The following is an 18,528-nucleotide window of genomic DNA, read 5'->3' as shown; positions in this document are numbered from 1 at the left end:
TGCCGCTGTGGAGACCGTGGATGCGATCGTCGTCGGCGCCGGGCACAACGGCCTGGTCGCTGCGAACCTGCTCGCCGACGCCGGCTGGTCGGTGCTCGTGCTGGAAGCCACCCCGAACCCCGGCGGGGCGGTCCGATCCGGGTTCGTGACCGCGCCCGGGTACCTGTCCGACCTGTTCAGCTCCTTCTATCCGCTCGGCTACGCGTCGCCGGTGATGAAGGGGCTGCGCCTGGACGAGCAGGGCCTGCGCTGGACGCATGCGCCGGACGTGCTCACCCACCTGCTGCCGGACGGCCGCGCCGCCACGGTGAACCGCGACATCGCCCGCACCATGGAGTCGATGGAGCAGTTCGCGCCGGGCGACGGCGAGCGGTGGCGCACCGCGTACCAGGACTGGCAGTCGGTCTCCGGCCGGATGCTCGACACGCTGTTCACCCCGTTCCCGCCCGTGGCCCAGGGCCTCGGCCTGGTGCGGGACCTGCGCATCAGCGGCGCCTTGCGCCTCGCACGGCGCCTTCTCCTCTCGGTACGGGAACTCGGCGCCGAGTTGTTCCGCGGCGAAGGCGCCACCCTCGCGATGGCCGGCTGCGCTCTGCACACCGATCTCTCCCCGGAACAGGCAGGCAGTGGGGTGTACGGGTGGCTGCTCGCCATGCTGGGGCAGGAGTTCGGCTGGCCGGTGCCGGTGGGCGGGGCTCAGGAGATCACGTCCTCGCTGGTCCGGCGTCTGGGCGACCGGGGACGGATCGTCTACGAGGCGCCGGTGAACCGGATCCTGGTGGCGCGAGGGCGGGCCGTCGGTGTCCGGACCGCCGACGGCCGGGATTGGCGGGCCCGGCGGGCGGTCGTGGCCGACGTACCGGCGCCCGCTCTCTTCCTTGATCTCGTGGGGGAACGCTGGCTGCCTCCGCGGCTCGTCGAGGACCTGGCGCACTTCCGCTGGGACGGCGCGACGCTGAAGGTCGACTGGGCGGTCCGCTCCAAGATCCCGTGGACCAATCCGGCCGCTTCGGGCGCGGGGACCATCCATATGGGCGCCGATCTCAACGACCTCAGCCGGTACGCCGCACACCTCGCCGTCGACGAGCTCCCGCCGAAGCCGTTCCTGCTGCTGGGCCAGATGTCGACGGCCGACCCCTCGCACTCACCGGAGGGCACCGAGTCGGTGTGGGCCTACACCCACCTGCCGCACCGGAAGTCCTGGTCCGGCGACGAGATCAGCGAGCACGTCGAGCGGATGGAATCGGTGATCGAGGAGCAGGCGCCCGGTTTCCTGAGCCGTGTCGAGGGCCGCAACGTCTTCTCCCCGGCGATCCTGGAGAAGGAGAATCCGTCGCTGGTCGGCGGCGCCCTGGGCGGCGGCACCTCGGCCGCGTTCCAGCAGCTCTTCCTCCGCCCGATCCCCGGCCTGGGCCGTCCCGACACGCCCGTCGACCGCCTCTTCCTCGGCAGCGCCTCAGCCCACCCCGGCGGCGGCGTCCACGGCGCACCCGGCGCCAACGCGGCCCGCGCCGCCCTGGCCCGCGACCGGGCCCTGACCGGCGACCTCTACCGAGCAGCCATCAACGGCGCCCACCGAGCCGTCTACGGCTCCTCGTCGTAGGGCGGCACCAGGCGATCGCCGGTGGTCAGCGGCTGCGTTCGGCGATGTCGGCGAGGCGGCGGAGCGACTCGACGTTGCGCCGATGCAGGATCAGGTCGTTGATCTTGTTGCGGACCCAGAGGAGCGGGCCCGCCTCGAAGTCCTCCTCCAGGATCACCCTGGTGGCCGCGCCGCCACTCGCCGGCTCCAGGCGGATGCCGACGACGGCGGCGCCCAGGGGCCACAGCCCGGCGTTGAGTCGCAGCTCGCGGCCGGGGGTGCAGGAGAGCACCGTCGACGAGTCGTGCAGCGAGAGCGGCCACGGGCCGGCCTTGTGATGGAGTTTCGAGCCCGGCTGCGGCCAGGCCTTGTCGACGTCACGGATATGTACGGTGCCGACCACCCAGTCGCTGTAGCTCCAGCCGTCGGCGAGGACGGCGAAGACCCGGTCGGGTGGGGCCTGAACGGTACGCGCCACGATTGCCACGGCGAGGTAACTACCCTGCTCGCGGCCCTTGTAACGATCGGGCGATGTTTACGTCCGGTGCTCCCGGGCAATCCCGGAGCCGTACTCGAACGCCTTCCGTCCGGTCGCCATGTGCGCCGAAGATCAACGTCCGCTGGAGGAGCCCACGGTGCGCATCGCGATGATCTCCGAGCACGCCAGCCCGCTGGGGGCGGGCAGCCGGGACGCTCACGTCGCCGAACTGTCCGGAGCCCTCGCCGAGCTCGGTCACGACGTCCGCGTCTACACCCGCCGCACCGATCCGGAGGCGGCCGAGGTGGTGATGACCCCGGACGGCGTCCGGGTCGTGCACATCGTCGCCGGTCCGGTCCAGATGATCCCGCCGGACCTGCTGCTGCCGCACATGGGCGAGTTCGCCCGGGTGCTGGGTGAGCAGTGGGCCGGCAGCTGGACCCCGGACGTCGTGCACGCCCACTTCTGGATCAGCGGTCTCGCCGCTGTCACCGCCGCGCGCCAGATCGGCGTGCCGGTGGTGCAGTCCTTCCACGAGCTGGCCGCTCTCGGAGAGGGCCCGAAGGACGCGCGAGGTCCGTCGCGGTCCGGCTACGAGCGCGCCCTCGGCCGGGCGGTGGACCGGGTGGTGGCACAGACCCAGGACGAGGTACGAGGACTCGTCCGCATCGGCGTGCCCCGCGCCAACCTGACCGTCGTGCCGGCCGGAGTCAACAGCGACCGGTTCACGCCGGACGGTCCGGCCGTGCAGCGGGACCCGGAACGCCCGCGCATCCTCTCCGTCGGCCGGCTGGTCGAGCGGAAGGGCTTCGGTGACGTGATCGAGGCGATGCGCTACGTCCCCGGCGCCGAGGTGGTGGTCGTCGGCGGACCGCCGGCCGAGCAGCTGCCCGCCGACCCGGGCGCGAAGCGTCTCCGCGCGCTCGCCGAGCAGTTCCGGGTCGCCGACCGGTTCCGCCTCGTCGGTTCGGTCTCGCACCGGGACATGCCGAGCTGGTACCGCTCCGCCGACCTGCTGGTGGCAGCCCCCTGGCAGGACGAGGAGAACCTGGAGCACTCGGCGCTGGAGGCGATGGCCTGTGGCGTGCCGATCGTCGGCACGGCTGTCGGCGCGCTCAACGAGACGGTGGTGGACGGGCTGACCGGCGATCTGGTTCCGGCCCGGGATCCGCGGGCTCTCGGCAGTGCCCTGCGCCGGCTCGTCAACGACAAGGTGCGGCGGTTCACCTATGCCACGGCGGCCCTGGACCGGGCCCGGCAGGCGTACTCGTGGCGCCGCGTCGCCGCTCAGGTCGGCTCGGTCTACTCCGGCCTGCGGCGTACGCCGGCGGAGAACACCGAGGCGGTGGCCTAGGTGCAAGGGGGAGGCCGGCATCAACCGATCGGTTGACCGCCGGTCTCGCTCGCCGGTCGATTCGGGCACCGGGACCCATAGATCAGAATGGGTTCATGGCAGTCATCGAGGTCAAGAACCTCAGCAAACGGTACGGGGACACCGTAGCTGTCCGGGATGTGTCGTTCGAGGTCGAATCGGGCGAGATCTTCGGCATTCTAGGTCCGAACGGCGCCGGCAAGACCACCACGGTGGAGTGCATCGCGGGGTTGCGGGTTCCCGACTCCGGCACGATCACCGTCCTCGGCCGCGAACCGCGTGACCGGGCCCTGCGCGCCCAGGTCGGCGTGCAGCTGCAGGAGAGCGAGCTGCAGGAGAAGCTGACCGTACGCGAGGCGCTGGAGCTCTACAGCTCCTTCTACTCCGACCCGGCCGACTGGCGGAAGCTCGCCGGCGACCTGGGGCTGGACGAGAAGCTGAACACGTACTTCGGCAAACTCTCCGGCGGCCAGAAGCAGCGCCTCTCGATCGCCCTCGCGCTGATCGGCAATCCCCGGATCGCCGTCCTGGACGAGCTGACCACCGGCCTCGACCCGCAGGCGCGGCGGGACACCTGGGAGCTGATCGCCGGCGTCCGCGACCGCGGGGTCACGCTGTTGCTGGTCACCCACTTCATGGAGGAGGCCGAGCGCCTCTGCGACCGGATCGCGGTGATCGACCACGGTGAGGTCGTCGCGTTGAACACCCCGGCCGGCCTGGTCGAGCAGACCGCCAGCGCGGACCAGACGATCCGGTTCCGCCCGTCCGCCCCGATCGCTGACGAGCTGCTCACCGGCCTGCCCGAGGTGAGCCGGGTCAGCCGGCAGGGCGACCGGATCGAGGTCGTCGGCACCGGCAACCTGCTGCACGCGGTCACCTCGGTGCTCGCCGTCAACGGCATCGTCGCTGTCGAGCTGCGGCTCGAGCAGGCCACTCTGGACGACGCCTTCGTACGCCTGACCGGCCGCACCAGCGAGGAGAACCCGGCATGAACGTCTTCGGCAAGCTCGTCGCCACCGAGTTCCGCACCGCGTTGCGCGAACCGGCCTACCTGTTCTTCGCGGGGCTCTTCCCGGTCATCCTGATCACGATCCTCGGGGCGGTGCCGGCGTTCCGGGAGCCGTCGGCGGACCTCGGCGGCCTGCGGACGGTGGACGTCTACGCCGGCATCGTGGTCGCCCTGAGCATCGCCATGATCGGCCTGCAGGGCATGCCGACCGTGCTCGCGAACTACCGGGAGAAGGGCATCCTGCGCCGCCTCGCCACCACGCCGGTCCAGCCGATCGCCCTGCTCGGCGCGCAGCTGGTGTTCTCCGCGATCATCGTGGTGATCTCGTCGGTGCTGGTCTTCGCGGTGGCCGGGATCGTCTACGGCGTGCCGCTGCCGGAGTCCCCGATCGCGTTCCTGGTCGCGGTCATCCTGGCGCTCATCGGCGTCTTCGCGGTCGGACTGGTGATCGCCGCGCTCGCGCCGAGTGGCAAGGCGGCGAACGCGATCGGCCTCATCCTGTTCTTCCCGATGATGTTCCTGGCCGGCCTGTACGCCCCGCGCGAGGTGATGCCGGACGTCGTGCAGACCATCGCCGACTACACGCCGCTCGCGGCCGGGGAGCGCCTCATGCACGAGGCGATGACGGGACACTGGCCGAACCTGCTCTCGGTTACCGTGCTCCTGGGATACCTGCTCGTCTTCGGTGCGGCGGCGGCGAGGCTCTTCCGGTGGGAGTGATGACTGATGCTGGCGGCGGAGGTGCAGGAGGGCTCGGTGACCACGCGTGAGGCGTGGCGCACCTGGCTGCCGTACGGGACGCTGCTCATCTCCGTCGGCCTGGTCCTCTCCGTCGACCCGGACTTCATCACGAAGCCGCCGGTCTGGGTGATCCTGTCGGCGGCCGGCGGCGCGGCTGCCTGGATCGCCTTCTGGGTCACCTTCCATCCGCAGTGGGGTGACCGGCGCGGCATCATGCTGATCTTCCTGATCGGCATGATCGGGTTCTATGCGGGACTGGTCTGGCTGCATCCGCTCTTCGGTTTCTTCTCCTGGACCGGCTACCTCTTCATCGGGCTCGCGCTCGACGGCTTCTGGCGGCTGCTGGCAGTGGTCCCGGTGGCGGCGATCGCGGCGCTGTCCCAGATCGGGGGCGTGCCCACCCTCTCCGCGGAGGGTGGGTACATCTTCTGGGGCTTCGCGATCGCCATCAACATGCTGATCGCCGGCGTGATGTTCTACGTCGAGATCAAGACCGAGAAGAACTCGATCAAACGCGCTCAGATGATCGTGGACCTGGCCGAGGCGAACCGGAAGCTCGAGGCGGCCCTGCGGGAGAACGCCGGACTGCACGCCCAGCTGCTCGTCCAGGCCCGGGAAGCCGGTGTGCTGGACGAGCGGCAGCGGATGGCCGGCGAGATCCACGACGTGCTGGCGCAGGGTCTGACCGGCATCGTCACCCAGCTGGAGGCGGCCGACGCGGCAGCCGCCCGGCCCGCCGACCACCGGCGGCACCTGGAGACGGCGAAACGGCTGGCCCGGGAGAGCCTCGCCGAGGCACGCCGCTCGGTGCAGGCGCTGCGCCCGCAGCAGCTGGTCGGCACCGCGCTGCCGGACGCCCTGACCGAGGTGGTGGAGACCTGGTCGGAGCGGTCCGGCGTGAAAGCCGAGCTGGTCACCACCGGGACGCCGCAACGGCTGCTCCCGGAGATCGAGACGACGCTGCTGCGGACCGCGCAGGAGGGCCTCGCGAACGTGGCCCGGCATGCGGCGGCCCGCCGGGTCGGGCTCACCCTTTCCTACATGGAGGACGTGGTCACCCTGGACGTGCGCGACGACGGCGCCGGCTTCGATCTCGCGGAGCCGCGGCGGACCGGATCGTTCGGCCTGGAGGCGATGCGGGAACGCCTGACCCGGATCGCCGGCAGCCTCACCGTCGAGTCCGAGCCGGGCGGCGGCACCGCGCTCTCCGCCTGCGTGCCGGCCATCGCGGTGGGGGTGTCCGCATGATCGGGCTGCTCATCGTCGACGACCATCCGGTGGTCCGGGACGGTCTGCGCGGCATGTTCGCCGGCGACGGCCGGTTCACCGTGCTCGGCGAGGCGGGCGACGGCCGGGAGGCGATCGCGGTGGCCGCCGCGGTCAGCCCGGACGTGGTCCTGCTCGACCTGCGGATGCCGGTCATGGACGGCGTGACCACCATCCGGGAACTCAAGGCGGCCGGGTCGGCAGCCAGGGTGCTCGTTCTGACGACGTACGACACCGACAGCGACGTTCTTCCGGCCATCCGAGCCGGCGCGACGGGTTATCTGCTGAAGGACACCCCGCGCGAGGACCTGTTCCGTGCGGTCCTCGCTGCGGACCGGGGCGAGTCGGTGCTCTCCCCGGCGATCGCCGGCCGGCTCATGGGCGAGCTGCGGTCCCCTGCCAAGGAGCCGCTCAGCCAGCGGGAACTCGAAGTGCTCACGCTGATCTCACAGGGCTGCACGAACCGTGAGACGGCCGGTCGGCTGTTCATCAGTGAGGCAACGGTCAAGACGCATCTGCTCCACGCGTACGCGAAGCTCGGTGTTCGTGATCGTGCCTCCGCGGTCGCCGCCGCCTTCGAACGGGGACTTCTCGGCCGCGAGCAGTGAGGGATGCAACCTTCTCGCCCGCTGCGGTGTGTCTCTCTGCATGCGAACACCTGAGGACTTCGACGCGTTCTACGTGAGCACCGCCCGGCGCGTGCTGCTGCACGTGTACGCGGTCTGCGGTGACCTCGGCGACGCCCAGGACATCACGCAGGAGGCGTACGCCCGGGCCTGGCAGCAGTGGTCCCGGGTCGCCGGGTACGAGAACCCGGAGCTCTGGGTCCGCAAGGTCGCCTGGCGGCTCGCCGCGAACCGGTGGCGTGGCCTGCGCCGCCGGCTCGCCGCGTACGTCCGGACGGGGCCGCCCCCACCCGGCGCCGGTCCCTCGCCGGAACGGGTCGCCCTCATCGCCGCGCTGCGCCGGCTCCCCGAGGCACAGCGGCAGACCGTCGTCATGCACTACCTGCTGGACATGTCGGTCCAGGAGATCGCGGCGGCCGACGGTGTCCCGGCCGGAACCGTGAAGGCCCGGCTGTCCCGCGCCCGCGCCGCCCTCGCACCCCTGCTGACCGACCTGGAGGCCTCAGATGTCCCGTGACCCTCGCGAACTGATGAGCGAGCTGGAGGACGACGTCCGCCCGGTGCTGCTCGCCCCGGCCGCCGCCATCCGGGCCCGGGGCCGCCGCCGCGCGCTGCGCCGCCGGGCCGCCGCCACCGGATCGGCCCTGGCCCTGGTCGCCGCGGTGGCCGCCGGTTCGATGCTGCTGCCCCGCACGCCGACGATGCCGGCCGGCCCCGCGGCCTCGTCGGCGCCCGCGTGTGTGCCCGTCGAGCTACCGGCGTCCACCAGCGAGGTGAAGGTACGGGTCTTCGCCGCGCGCAACGGTGCGGAGATCGTGCAGGACCTGCGCGATCGCGGGTTCGACGCGGTGGCCGGGGATCCGGGCTCGGCGCCGTCCGCCGGGTCGGTCGCGGCCGTCTACGTCGGTCCGGCCACGGTCGGCCAGGGCCGGCTGATCGACGCGTATCTGCTCGGCCAGGCGCCGATCATCCACGATCCGCGGCACACCGGCGACGTGGTCGATCTGGCGATCGGCCCGAATTTCCAGCAGTTCGCCACTCCGACCGAGGTGAACCAGGCGCTCGCGCACCTGACCTACCCCTGCTGATCCTTGCGGGGCTCACCCCGGTAGGTGCCGAAGCTCCACAGATTGCCCTCCGGGTCGCGGGCCGTGAAGTCCCGCGACCCGTAGTCGGTGTCGAACGGCTTCTTCAGGATCTCCGCGCCGGCCGCCGCGGCCCGGTCGTGCAGCGCGTCGACGTCGTCGGTCACCACGTAGATCCCCGCCGTCCCGGGTTGCCGCTGCCAGGACGACGAGCCGGAACCCAGCATGATGCCGCCGCCCAGCGGCCAGTCCAGCTGGGCGTGGTCGACGTGGTCGCCGGAGCCGTACACGGCGGTCTCCTCGAACCCGAAGGCGTCCACGAGGAATCGGATGAGAGCGCGGGCGTCACGCGCCTGGAGGGTCGGCCATACGGAAGTCATGGACCTCATCGTCGTCGCCGGGCAGCCGCTGGGCTTGGACGAAACCGAACTCGTCGGCCAGCCAGCGGCTCGGTGAGCAGCCCGCGAACGCCTGGAAGTCGCGCACGAGATGGGACTGGTCGGCGTACCCGTGCGCCGCCGCGACATCGGCCAGCCGGATCCCGGGCCGGATCGCCCGCCGGGCGTGATCGAAGCGGGCCACCCGGGCCGCCTCCTTCGGGCGTAGCCCCACCTCGGCGCGGAACCTTCCGGTGAAGTGGCGGCCGCTCCACCCGATCTCCCCGGCGAGCGCGGCGATCGGCGTGTCGTGGTGGAGGAGGCGACGGTAGGCGTACGAGAAGACGGGGTCGAAAGCGCCATCGTCGCGCAGAAGCGCGACCAATGTCGTGTCCAGGACCGCGAACCGGGCCGGCCAATCGGGCGCGGCGGCCAGGCGCTCGCGGATCTCGTGCGTCAGCGGCTCACCGAGCAGCGCGGCGGCGTCCACGTCGAGATTGGCCAGCTCCGCGGCGGGCAGGCCGAACAGCGCCCGGCACCCGGCCGGCGACACCGCCACCTGAACCCCCGACTGCCTGCCGTCATGCGTGATCAACGCGGGCGTCAGGTGCAGCCCGCCGATCAGCGCGGCGAACTCACCCGGCCGCTGCCGCGGATCCGGATGCGCCGCCACCACGAGAGGATCGTCGAGCGTGAAGATGAGCGTGAGGTACGGCGACGGCAGCCCGCGATGGCGACCCGGCGCCACCCCGCACTGGCGGTAACCGGAGTAGAGACCGGCGTAGGGCCGCAGCGCATCGGCGGGACGGGCCTGCACGTATTCGTCGGTCACCACCACTGGATTGTCATGCGAGGATCGAGGTCATGTCACGGGCTGTGGTGATCGGAGCGGGAATCGGCGGTCTCACCGCCGCCATCGCGTTGCGGCGCAAGGGCTGGGACGTCACCGTCCTCGAACGCGCCCCGGACATCGAGGTGGTGGGCGCCGGCCTGGCGCTCGCGCCGAACGCGCTCCGGGTCCTCGACACCCTGGGCGTGGGTGACCGGATCCGGTCACTGTCGGCGCTTCAGGGAGCCGCCGGGATCCGCCGCCCGGACGGGCGCTGGATCACCCGTACCGACGCGGGCCGCGCGAAGGCCCGCTTCGGTGACGACGTGATCGTGCTGCACCGGGCCACCCTGGTGGACGCGCTCACCGGCGCTCTTCCGCCGGGCACACTCCGCCTTGGCCTGGCGGCCTCGGATGTCGATCCCGCGACCGGGTCGGTGGGCACGGCCGAGGGGACACTCACGGCGGATCTGGTGGTCGCTGCCGATGGACTGCGATCCTTCGTACGGGGAAAGCTCCACCCTCACCACCCCGGCAGCCGCTACACCGGAGTCACCAGCTGGCGGATGATCGTGCCGCCGCCCGGCGGGACGCTGGACCTCGCCGAGAGCTGGGGCGGTGGCAAGGTCTTCGGGGTGACCGAGCTCGGCGACGGCCGGGTCTACTGCTACGCCACCGCGCCGGCGCCCGCCGGTGTCTCCGCCGTGGACGAGCGGGCCGAACTGCTGCGGCACTTCGCCGGCTGGAGCGAGCCGATCCCGTCGCTGATCGTGGCGGCGTCCACTGTCACCCGTACCGACATCCGGTGCCTGGACACGCCGCTGCCGGCCTTCCACACCGGGCGGGTCGCGCTGCTCGGCGACGCCGCGCACGCGATGACGCCGAACCTCGGCCAGGGCGCGTGCCAGGCGATCGAGGATGCGGCGGTCCTGGCGGATTCCGTTCCGGATCTGGCGCGGTACACGGCCCGCCGGCTGCCGCGCGTCACGATGGTGGCCCGGGAGTCCCGCCGGATCGGCCGCCTGGCGGGCCTGGACAACCCGGTGACCGAGTGGGCCCGCAACACGGCGATGTCCCTGGCCGGCCGGTTCGGCCCGGACCTGGTCCTCCGCCAGATGGACCCGGTCCTGACCTGGCGCCCACCCGCCTGACAAGGCGGGCGTGAAGACGGCTCTCCCGTACAGCCGCGGTGTGTGGCCGTACGGGAGAGCGGCAGATCGGGCGTGCAGCCGTGGGTCAGCCGGCGAGGATTTTGGACAGATCGTCGCGGAAGGAGCGCTCGCTCTCGGTCACCGACTCGGCGCCGATGCCCAGGACACCGCCGGAGGAGGCGGCGCCCACCACCTCGTCGGCGATCTCGACGAGCCAGTGCTTGTAGGTCTCGGCGTCGGCCGGGGAGGCCTTCGCCGCGAGCAGGGCGGTGGCCTCGGCGGCGCGGGCCAGGACGTCGGCGGCGTAACCGGCCGGGTCGCTCGGCTCGATCACCGGCGGTTCCTCGCCCAGTTCCGGGTCGCCGGCCTCGCTGACCGCGGCCGAGGCGGCGGCGGAGACGAGCGGGCTCGCCGAGGCGCGGGCGTCGGAGATGCGGTCGAGCCCGGCGGCCACCTCGGCCCGGGTCTTGCGGGCGCTGTCCGGCGTGGCGGCGCTCGCCGCGGTGAGCACCGACTGCGGAAGACCGGCGATCAGCCCCCATTCGGCATCGGTGAAGCCCAGCTTGGCGTAGAGCGGTTCGTCCGTCACTCGCGGATCCTTTCCCATGGACGAGGTCGACAGCATTCTTACCTACCCGTCAGAGCGCCTTCCGGAACGCCTCGACGGCGTGACCCGTGACGGCCCGGCCATGACCGAAGACGGCGTGCTCGAACTGCCGCTCGGCCAGCCGTTTCATACTGGAGAGAGCCTCGGCCGGGTCGGCGGTCACCGGGCCGGGCGGCGGGGTGACCCGGCCGCCCCGGCTGCCGGCGGCGTCGCCGGCGAAGAGGATGCCGCCGTCCCGGTCCAGCAGGAACGACAGATGACCGCGGGTGTGGCCGGGCGTGTGCAGCGCGGTGAATCCGGGCAGCGGCTCGGCCTCGTCGGCCACCAGCTGGTCCAGCTTCACCGGTTCCACGTCGCCGATCAGGCGGCCGACCAGCTTGCCGAGCAGACCGGCGGGCGGGGTGGCCGGGAACGCGCCGGTGATGTGCGGGGCGTCGGCGGCGTGCGCGATCAGGCGGGCGCCGCTGCGCCGCTTCACCTCGGCCAGGCTGCCGACGTGGTCCGGATGGTGGTGGGTGACCAGGACGGTCCGCACCTCGCCGAGGCTGCGCCGGATTCCTCGCAGGGCACGTTCGATCGCCGGCGCACGGCGGGGCAGTCCGGTGTCGACCAGGACCAGCCCGTCGTCGGTGACGACCACGTGCACGTTGACGTAACCCAGGCGGATCTCGAAGACCCCGTCGATGACCTCACGCACCGCCCGATTGTGTCAGGCCGCCGAGCTCCCGTGCCTTCGCGACCGCGGCGTGCCGGTTGGTGGCGCCGAGCTTCACCAGGATCGCCGCGACGTGGGCGTCGACGGTCCGGGTCGACAGGACCAGCCTGGCCGCGATCTCCGGGTTGGTCAGGCCGCCGGCGAGCAGGCGCAGCACCTCGGCCTGCCGTCCGGTCAGGCCCGCGGCGTTGCCCCGGGTCGCCGGGGAGGGGCCGCGCGGGATCCGGGACACGCCGAGTCCGCGCAGGCGGGACCGGAGGCGGCGGGCGGCGGGTCCCGCGCCGAGGCCGTCCAGGGTGCGGATCGCGCTGATCAGGTCGGCGGGTTCGCCGCTGTCGCTCAGGGCGAGGGCGTCGTCGTAGGGCCGGGTGGAAAGGGGGTGCTTTCCGTCGTACGAGGAAGGAGGGGGAAGCGGAACCGGAACGCCCAGCCGGACCAGCCAGGAGCCGAAGGCCACGAGACGGCGGCCGCCCTCGGCGGCGAGACGCTCGCGATAGACCGGGGCGAGCCGGGGATCGGGCGTGGCGTCGCCGCGCAACCAGGCCGCCTCGGCCATGGCCGCGCCCGCCGGGCCGATCCGCTGCGCCTCGCCGATCCGACCGGCGATCTCCCAGGCCTCCTCGATCATCTCCTCACCGCCGGGCAGGCCACGCCGCAGACGCAGCAGGCCGCGGACCACCAGAGCCGGGGTACGCATCATCGCCGGCGCGCCCTCCTCCCAGCGGGCGTGCCGTTCCGCCTCGTCCCACTCGCAGCGATGCAGATGCACGACCGAGCGGGTGATGTGCTGATATCGCAGGAAACCCAGGACCTCGGTACGCTCGGCGAACGCCATCCCGGCGTTCAGCAGAGCGCCGGCCTCCTCCAGGCGGAGGTCGTCGATGAGGTGCCAGGCCGCGTTCGTGTAGGCCCGGCAGGCGTGATCGTCGGCGCCCGCCTCGACCGCCACCCGCAGGCTCTCGTCGAGCATCGCCCGGCCGCGTCGCTCGTCGCCGAGATCCCAGTAGGCGTAGCCGACGTTGTTCAGCGCGTGCGACAGGACCGCGGCGTCGCCGGCCAGCGCGATCGCCCGTTCGCCGGTGCGGATCGCCTCGGCGCTCTGCCCGCCCAGCGCGTGCAGCTGCGACGCGTTGCTCAGCCCGAACGCCAGCGCCGCCGGATCGCCCGCCTGCTCCAGGATCGCGACCGCCTCCGCGCCGGCCTCCTCGGCGGGTGGGCGCAGTCCGGCGTACCAGTACACGCGGGACATCCGGCGCAGGGCCAGGCCGAGCGCGACCCGGTCCGGCAGGGTGCGCCGCAGCCGGACCGCCTCCTGCTGCGCGGTCACCGCGGGCTCGTCCCGGCCGAGCATGTAGGACTCCTCGGCGTACGCCTCCAGCAGGCCGGCCCGCTCACCGGGCGGGAACGCGGACCGGTGCTCCAGCACCCTCCGGTAGTGCGCGGCCGCCTCCCGGTGCGATCCGGCGGCCGCCGCCTCCCGGGCCGCCGCCGGCGCCCAGCGGACGATCACCGCGGTGTCGCCGGCCTCGTCGGCGTGGTGCACGATCCGGGACAGGTCGGCGTCGCCGCGGTCGAGCAGCGCGGCGAGCACCGCCCGGTTCGCGGCGATCCTGCGGGACGCGGCGAGGCCGGCCGCCACGGCCCGGCGCATCAGCTCGTGCCGGAACGCCACCCGGGCCGGCGACACCGTGAGCATGCCGCGCTGCTCGGCGGCGGCGAGAACGTCGAGGCCGCCGGGGACGATCGCCTCGACCAGGCCCACGTCCACAGCGGACGGGACGACGCTGAGCAAGCCGAGCGCGGTCCGGCAGGGAACGTCGAGGGACTGCAGGCGGGCCTGCACCGCCTCGGCCACGGTGGCCGGGACCGCGTCGACGTCGCCCGCGCCGACGACCTCGGTGACGAAGAAGGGGTTCCCGTCGGTGATCGCGAAGATCTCCTCGGCGTTCCGGGCGGCGAGTTCCCGGACGGCGGAGATGGAGAGCCGGGCCAGCGGCAGCCGGCGCACCGGTTTCGCCACGCCGAGCAGGCCGTGCAGCGGATGGCCCGCGTCGATCTCGTCGTCCCGGTAGGTCCCGACCAGCACCACCGGCAGCGCGGCGATCCGCCGGACCAGGAACCGCAGCACGTCCAGGGTCGCCTCGTCGGCCCAGTGCAGGTCCTCCACGACCAGCACGGTCGGGTGGCCGGGCCAGTTCAGCTCGGCGTGGAACGCCTCGAACACGCGCGCCCGGTCGCCGTCGTTCAGCGCCGCGGTCAGGTCGGTGCCGACGCGTCCGACCAGGTCACGCAGCGGGCCGAGGACGCGCGGCGTGGACAGGTCGTCGCAGTAGCCGAGCAGCAGCCGCCCCTCGGCCGGCAGCACCGAGCGGACCGCGCCGACCACCGTGGACTTGCCGATCCCGGCCTCACCTGTCACGAACACCACCGAGCCGTGGCCGTCCGCCGCCCGCCGGGCGGCGGCGCCCAGCTCGGCGAGTTCGTGTTCGCGCTCCAGCACTTCTAGGTAGGCCCTTCGTCAGACCTAGGTAGTGGACACCGATTTCCGCCGCGGGCGACACCCGTAGAACGGATTCATGACAGTTGACGAGCAGAAACTCATGGAATTCGTGCACCGGTTCGTCGGTGACCTGGGCGCGACGATGGCAGCGGGCGGGATCGTCGTCGGTGACCGGCTCGGCCTCTACAAGGCCCTCGCCGGTGGACCGGCGCTGCCGCAGGAGCTCGCCGAACGTACCGGCACCGCACCCCGGTACGTCGAGGAGTGGCTGCGCGGCCAGGCCGCCGGTGGCTACGTCGAGTACGACCCGCAGACCGGGCAGTACTCGCTCACGCCCGAGCAGGCGTTCGCGCTCACCGACCCGGACGGGCCGATCTTCGCCCCGGGCGCGTTCCAGCTGGCCCTCGGCGCGCTCAAGGCGGAACCACGGATCGTGACGGCCTTCAAGACCGGCGAGGGGGTCGGCTGGCACGAGCACGACGAGGACGTGTTCAGCGGCTGCGAGCGGTTCTTCCGGCCGGCGTACAGCGCGAATCTGGTCGCCGCGTGGATCCCGGCGCTCGACGGCGCCGAGGAGAAGCTGCGTGGCGGCGCCCGGGTCGCCGACGTGGGATGCGGTCACGGCGCGTCGACCGAGCTGATGGCGAAGGCCTATCCGGCGTCGTCGTTCACCGGGTCGGACCTGCACGCCGGGTCGATCGAGCACGCCCGCAAGCGGTCGCTGGCCGGCGTCACCTTCGAGGTGGCCGGTGCGCAGTCGTTCGGCGGCGGTCCGTACGACCTGGTCACCACGTTCGACGCGCTGCACGACATGGGCGACCCGCTGGGTGCGGCCCGGCACGTGCGGTCGCAGCTCAAGCCGGACGGCAGCTGGCTGATCGTCGAGCCGGCGGCCGGCGCCACCGTCGCCGACAACCTGAACCCGGTGGGCCGGGCCTACTACTCGTTCTCCGCGTTCCTCTGCGTGCCCAGCGCGCTGTCCCAGGAGGGTGGTTATTCGCTCGGTGCGCAGGCCGGGGAGGAGCCGATCCGCAGGCTGGTGACGGACGCCGGATTCACGCGCTTCCGCAGGGTGGGGGAGACGCCGTTCAACATCGCGTACGAGGCGAGGCCGTAATGAAGATCTTGGAGTTTCCCGCGGCCGAAACCACGGGAAACTCCAAGATCGTGCACATCAGGAAGCGGGCGTTCCGGTGACGGTGAAGTGCCGCGCCCGGCCGATGTTGTCGAACGAGCCGAAGCCGACCCGTCCCGAGGCGAAGGTCTTGTCGACCGCCGTCATGATCGGGTCCCGGTTGCCGTCGACGTAGACGGCGATCTCCCCGCTGGCGGGCAGATGCTTGACCTTGACGTGGTGCCAGGCCTCATCCGTGATCGCCGGGTTGGCCCCGCGCGACCGGCCGTTCCACTGGTAGTCCAGCCGCACCCGGTCGGCGTTGTCGACCTTGAAGATGCCGTTGTGCGGATAGATCGTGTTATCGCTGGACAGGTGGGCGTAGTAGAACTGCGTCGGTGACTGGTAGCCGAACACGATGATCACGTCGCGGTTCGACACGTCGACCGGGGTGTCCAGCCGGACGTCCGCGTTCACCTCCACGCTGGAGAAGGCCGGGCCCTTGGTGAGGACGGCGTACTCGAACGGCCGCCGCGGCGCGCCCGGGTCGGTTCCGGCCTCGGCCAGGATGATCTCGCGGCCGGTGAACTGCCAATTCGACGGCGTGACGGGCGCCCAATTCGCGGCGATCGCCTTGCCGTCGACCCTCGCGTGCCCGACCGGGCCGTCGGCGAAGGTCTCGACGCCGGTCACCTTCCACACCTTGCCGTTCGCCTTGGCCAGGATGTAGAGCTCACCGCGGTTGTCGGTGCCGAACCGCAGGTCGACCCGCTCCGGGTTGCCGGGCGCGCCGGGTGAGGAGAGCTGCTGCATGCGCACCGACTCGCCGGCGGCGTTGAACAGGTGCAGCCGGTGGATCGTGGCGGGCGGGCCGCCGCGCTTCATCTCGCTGGTCTCGGTGTAGAAGACGGTGCCCGCGACCAGGTCACCGAAGACGTACTTGCCGCGCAGCGCCGGGATCGCCGTGCCACGGTAGACGAAGCCGCCGGCCACCGCGACGCCGACGTCGTCGGTGCAGTTCCAGCCGGGCGCCGGGTTGTGGTCGTAGACGGCGACCGGGTAGTCGTACCCGTTCTCGGCGTCGTTCTCGGGCAGCGGGTAGAGCCGGTCGCAGACGTTCGTGGCGGCCCGGTCGAAGACCAGGTAGCCCTCGCGCTCGCTCCAGCCCGCGTTGTCGCCCTTGCGGACCTCGTAGATCGCCTCGGTCGACTTCTCGCCGATGTGGCCGAGGTACATCTTGCCGGTCAGCCGGTCCCAGCTGAACCGGTGCGGGTCGCGGTAGCCGTAGGACCAGATCTCGCCGAGCGCGCCGGCCTGGCCGACGAACGGGTTGTCGGCCGGGATGCCGTACTCGCCGTTCGCCGAGTTCGTGCCGGCCGGGTCGATCCGGATCAGCTTGCCGTGCGGGATCGCGAGGTTCTGCGGGTCGGTCGTGCGTACGCCGATGCCGCCGTCCCCCACCGCCAGGTAGAGCTTGCCGTACTCGGCGGTGCCCTTACGCGCGGTCGGGTTGAAGTTGATCTCCTGGATGCCGTGGATCTGACCGGCGAAGCCGATCCGCAGCAGCTCCCGCCGGGTGCCCGCGAACGTGTCGGCGGCCGGGTCGGCAGCCGTCCACTCGTTGATCACCCCGTGGAAGAGCGTGGTCCCGGACTGCTGGAAGTCGGGCACCGCCGTGGTGAGCGTGGCCTGCTCGGTGTGGATCGTGTAGAACTTGCCGTTCTTCTTGAAGTCCGGGTGGAACGTCACGTACCCGAAGCCCTGGCCGAGACCACGACCGGAGAAGAACTGCGGCGCGAAGGTGGCGGCGACGTCCAGGTAGACGTGCGGGACACCGTCCTCGACCAGGTAGAGGTTGCCGTTGAGGTCAGGGACCGCACGGCGGCCCGACCCGTCCGGCAGCTCCATGATCGTGTTGATCCGGGCGTGCCGCATGAGACGCGGATCGGTCGGCGCCGGGGTCGGGTTCGACTGCGGAAAAGAGGCGAAGTCGGATAACACCAGGCCCAGTCGTGAGGCGACCGGCTCGACCGGCACCGGGTCGTCGATCGGCTCCGCGGCGGCCATGGCCGAGGACGGAATAAACAAAGTGGACAGAACTAGCAGTAAGGGAAGGATGAGGCGGCGCATGAATTACCCCCGGCTCTTCATGAATCGGTACTGGTTCGCGACGTCCCGGGCCGACAGCGAGCGGTCCAGGAACATGAGCGCGTCCATCCGGCAGTCACACGGGTTGCGCTCGACGCTGTTCTGCGGGAAGCTCCCGCCGATCTTGATGCCGCGCGGATCGGTGGCGGTGGTGACGTGCGGCCCCGGACCGCTGACCTGCCACGGGTCGCCGGCCACCGTGTAGAAACCCTCGACCGGGACGCCGTTGCGGTAGAGCGCCATGGTTCCGGCGTTGAAGTCGAACGTCGCGGCGATGTGCACCCACTGGTCCTTCGGCAGCAGGGTTTTCCAGTCCTCGGTGGCCGCGAACGTCTGCGAGGCGCCGCCGTCCAGCCGCCGGCCGAGGGCGACGAGACGCAGGGTGCCCTGCACGTCGATGAGCTCCAGCAGCGCACGGACCGCGTGCCCGTCGGAGTCACCGGTCAGCACGCCGGCCAGGCCGATCGCATTGAACCGGTCGTCCGGCGCCGGCGTGACGGTGTTCGGCGCCGGGCCGTCCATCGAGCGCTTGAACCAGCCCATCACCGTGGTCCCGCCGACGGCGTTGAAGGCGCGCAGCGTGCGCACCCCGGTCGGCGAGTAGACGCCGGCCTTCCAGTCGTCGTTGCCGGTGGCGTCCGGGTTCACCTGTTTCGTCTGCAGCGCCCGGCGGCTGCCCGGGTAGGCGGAGTCGGGCACGCGCTGGGCGGCGCCCCCGTTGATCAGTTCGATCTCCGTGCCGGACCGGCCCAGGTCCCGTTCGAGGGCCGCGTCGTCGGGCATCGGATGATCGAAGTCGTAGAAGGCGATCAGATCGGAGCGAAGGGACGGATGGACGTCACGCGGGCCTGGATCCCCCGCGTTGACCGGTGTTCCGAGGGCCGCGACCGCTATGACCGCGACGGTGATTCCGAGGGCACGTCTCATG

18 protein-coding genes are annotated in these 18,528 nt (G+C 71.8%); 10 read left to right on the top strand and 8 right to left on the bottom strand.

Annotation, left to right across the window (positions count from 1 at the left end; translation table 11 throughout):
• The first annotated feature begins 7 nt into the window (after positions 1 to 7).
• Positions 8 to 1,603, top strand: a complete 1,596-nt coding sequence (locus EP757_RS01840; RefSeq protein WP_127542475.1) for an NAD(P)/FAD-dependent oxidoreductase — start codon at positions 8 to 10, stop codon at positions 1,601 to 1,603.
• 25 nt (positions 1,604 to 1,628) lie between these two features.
• Here EP757_RS01840 and EP757_RS01835 read toward each other — a convergent pair whose 3' ends face one another.
• On the bottom strand, positions 1,629 to 2,069 hold the full coding sequence (locus EP757_RS01835) for an SRPBCC family protein (protein ID WP_127542474.1): 441 nt from the start codon (positions 2,067 to 2,069) through the stop codon (positions 1,629 to 1,631).
• A 148-nt stretch (positions 2,070 to 2,217) separates the two neighbouring features.
• On the opposite strand from EP757_RS01835, the gene EP757_RS01830 reads away from it, so the two are divergent.
• From EP757_RS01830 to EP757_RS01800, 7 genes are all read left to right on the top strand, one after another.
• Positions 2,218 to 3,414: a glycosyltransferase gene (locus tag EP757_RS01830; RefSeq protein ID WP_127542473.1), complete on the top strand. Its 1,197-nt coding sequence runs from the start codon at positions 2,218 to 2,220 to the stop codon at positions 3,412 to 3,414.
• 95 nt (positions 3,415 to 3,509) lie between these two features.
• Positions 3,510 to 4,424, top strand: coding sequence for an ABC transporter ATP-binding protein (locus EP757_RS01825; RefSeq protein ID WP_127542472.1), 915 nt, complete (start codon positions 3,510 to 3,512; stop codon positions 4,422 to 4,424).
• A complete protein-coding gene (locus EP757_RS01820; RefSeq protein WP_127542471.1) occupies positions 4,421 to 5,161 on the top strand; it encodes an ABC transporter permease in 741 nt (246 codons plus the stop codon). The genes EP757_RS01825 and EP757_RS01820 overlap by 4 nt, the downstream gene beginning before the upstream one ends.
• A gap of 36 nt (positions 5,162 to 5,197) precedes the next feature.
• Positions 5,198 to 6,430 (top strand): sensor histidine kinase, encoded by a 1,233-nt coding sequence (locus EP757_RS01815; RefSeq protein ID WP_232050313.1) that lies wholly within the window; start codon positions 5,198 to 5,200, stop codon positions 6,428 to 6,430.
• Positions 6,427 to 7,056: a response regulator transcription factor gene (locus EP757_RS01810; protein WP_127542469.1), complete on the top strand. Its 630-nt coding sequence runs from the start codon at positions 6,427 to 6,429 to the stop codon at positions 7,054 to 7,056. Before EP757_RS01815 ends, EP757_RS01810 begins: the two co-directional genes overlap by 4 nt.
• 40 nt (positions 7,057 to 7,096) lie before the next feature.
• On the top strand, positions 7,097 to 7,591 hold the full coding sequence (locus EP757_RS01805; protein WP_127542468.1) for a SigE family RNA polymerase sigma factor: 495 nt from the start codon (positions 7,097 to 7,099) through the stop codon (positions 7,589 to 7,591).
• Positions 7,581 to 8,162: a LytR C-terminal domain-containing protein gene (locus tag EP757_RS01800; RefSeq protein WP_127542467.1), complete on the top strand. Its 582-nt coding sequence runs from the start codon at positions 7,581 to 7,583 to the stop codon at positions 8,160 to 8,162. The genes EP757_RS01805 and EP757_RS01800 overlap by 11 nt, the downstream gene beginning before the upstream one ends.
• On the opposite strand, the gene EP757_RS01795 is transcribed toward EP757_RS01800, so the two are convergent.
• Entirely contained in the window at positions 8,150 to 8,539 is a 390-nt protein-coding gene (locus tag EP757_RS01795; protein ID WP_232050312.1) for a VOC family protein, read from the bottom strand. The genes EP757_RS01800 and EP757_RS01795 overlap by 13 nt on opposite strands.
• On the bottom strand, positions 8,505 to 9,371 hold the full coding sequence (locus tag EP757_RS01790; protein ID WP_127542465.1) for a helix-turn-helix transcriptional regulator: 867 nt from the start codon (positions 9,369 to 9,371) through the stop codon (positions 8,505 to 8,507). The genes EP757_RS01795 and EP757_RS01790 overlap by 35 nt, the downstream gene beginning before the upstream one ends.
• A 29-nt stretch (positions 9,372 to 9,400) precedes the next feature.
• Between EP757_RS01790 and EP757_RS01785 the strand changes: the two genes are divergently transcribed.
• Positions 9,401 to 10,516, top strand: coding sequence for an FAD-dependent oxidoreductase (locus EP757_RS01785; protein WP_127542464.1), 1,116 nt, complete (start codon positions 9,401 to 9,403; stop codon positions 10,514 to 10,516).
• A gap of 85 nt (positions 10,517 to 10,601) precedes the next feature.
• Here the strand turns inward: EP757_RS01785 and EP757_RS01780 are convergent, their stop codons facing one another.
• The 3 genes from EP757_RS01780 to EP757_RS01770 are packed head-to-tail and all read right to left on the bottom strand — an operon-like array spanning position 10,602 to position 14,338.
• Positions 10,602 to 11,105, bottom strand: a complete 504-nt coding sequence (locus EP757_RS01780) for a hypothetical protein (RefSeq protein WP_127542463.1) — start codon at positions 11,103 to 11,105, stop codon at positions 10,602 to 10,604.
• A 49-nt stretch (positions 11,106 to 11,154) separates the two neighbouring features.
• Positions 11,155 to 11,820, bottom strand: a complete 666-nt coding sequence (locus EP757_RS01775) for an MBL fold metallo-hydrolase (protein WP_127542462.1) — start codon at positions 11,818 to 11,820, stop codon at positions 11,155 to 11,157.
• Positions 11,813 to 14,338: an AAA family ATPase gene (locus tag EP757_RS01770; RefSeq protein ID WP_127542461.1), complete on the bottom strand. Its 2,526-nt coding sequence runs from the start codon at positions 14,336 to 14,338 to the stop codon at positions 11,813 to 11,815. Before EP757_RS01770 ends, EP757_RS01775 begins: the two co-directional genes overlap by 8 nt.
• A gap of 76 nt (positions 14,339 to 14,414) precedes the next feature.
• Between EP757_RS01770 and EP757_RS01765 the strand changes: the two genes are divergently transcribed.
• Entirely contained in the window at positions 14,415 to 15,455 is a 1,041-nt protein-coding gene (locus EP757_RS01765) for a trans-aconitate 2-methyltransferase (RefSeq protein WP_127542460.1), read from the top strand.
• A 57-nt stretch (positions 15,456 to 15,512) separates the two neighbouring features.
• Here EP757_RS01765 and EP757_RS01760 read toward each other — a convergent pair whose 3' ends face one another.
• Together EP757_RS01760 and EP757_RS01755 are read right to left on the bottom strand one after the other, a co-directional pair.
• The gene (locus tag EP757_RS01760; protein ID WP_232050311.1) at positions 15,513 to 17,519 is read right to left on the bottom strand and encodes a sorbosone dehydrogenase family protein; all 2,007 of its coding nucleotides are present in this window, start codon (positions 17,517 to 17,519) and stop codon (positions 15,513 to 15,515) included.
• A 66-nt stretch (positions 17,520 to 17,585) separates the two neighbouring features.
• Positions 17,586 to 18,527 carry a LamG-like jellyroll fold domain-containing protein gene (locus EP757_RS01755; RefSeq protein WP_127542458.1) on the bottom strand — a complete coding sequence of 314 codons (942 nt, stop codon included), beginning with the start codon at positions 18,525 to 18,527 and terminating at the stop codon, positions 17,586 to 17,588.
• Position 18,528 lies beyond the last annotated feature (1 nt).

The organism is Actinoplanes sp. OR16, from assembly GCF_004001265.1.
Lineage (GTDB): Bacteria > Actinomycetota > Actinomycetes > Mycobacteriales > Micromonosporaceae > Actinoplanes.
The sequence above is the reverse complement of the archived record's forward strand: the minus strand, read 5'-3'. Positions and strand labels throughout refer to the sequence as shown.

Coding starts and splice junctions, on each gene's coding strand:
- EP757_RS01825 (WP_127542472.1), top strand. CDS start 3,510: ATGGCAGTCATCGAGGTCAAGAACCTCAGCAAACGGTACGGGGACACC.
- EP757_RS01820 (WP_127542471.1), top strand. CDS start 4,421: ATGAACGTCTTCGGCAAGCTCGTCGCCACCGAGTTCCGCACCGCGTTG.
- EP757_RS01810 (WP_127542469.1), top strand. CDS start 6,427: ATGATCGGGCTGCTCATCGTCGACGACCATCCGGTGGTCCGGGACGGT.
- EP757_RS01805 (WP_127542468.1), top strand. CDS start 7,097: ATGCGAACACCTGAGGACTTCGACGCGTTCTACGTGAGCACCGCCCGG.
- EP757_RS01800 (WP_127542467.1), top strand. CDS start 7,581: ATGTCCCGTGACCCTCGCGAACTGATGAGCGAGCTGGAGGACGACGTC.
- EP757_RS01795 (WP_232050312.1), bottom strand. CDS start 8,539: ATGACTTCCGTATGGCCGACCCTCCAGGCGCGTGACGCCCGCGCTCTC.
- EP757_RS01785 (WP_127542464.1), top strand. CDS start 9,401: ATGTCACGGGCTGTGGTGATCGGAGCGGGAATCGGCGGTCTCACCGCC.
- EP757_RS01765 (WP_127542460.1), top strand. CDS start 14,415: ATGACAGTTGACGAGCAGAAACTCATGGAATTCGTGCACCGGTTCGTC.
- EP757_RS01760 (WP_232050311.1), bottom strand. CDS start 17,519: ATGGCCGCCGCGGAGCCGATCGACGACCCGGTGCCGGTCGAGCCGGTC.
- EP757_RS01755 (WP_127542458.1), bottom strand. CDS start 18,527: ATGAGACGTGCCCTCGGAATCACCGTCGCGGTCATAGCGGTCGCGGCC.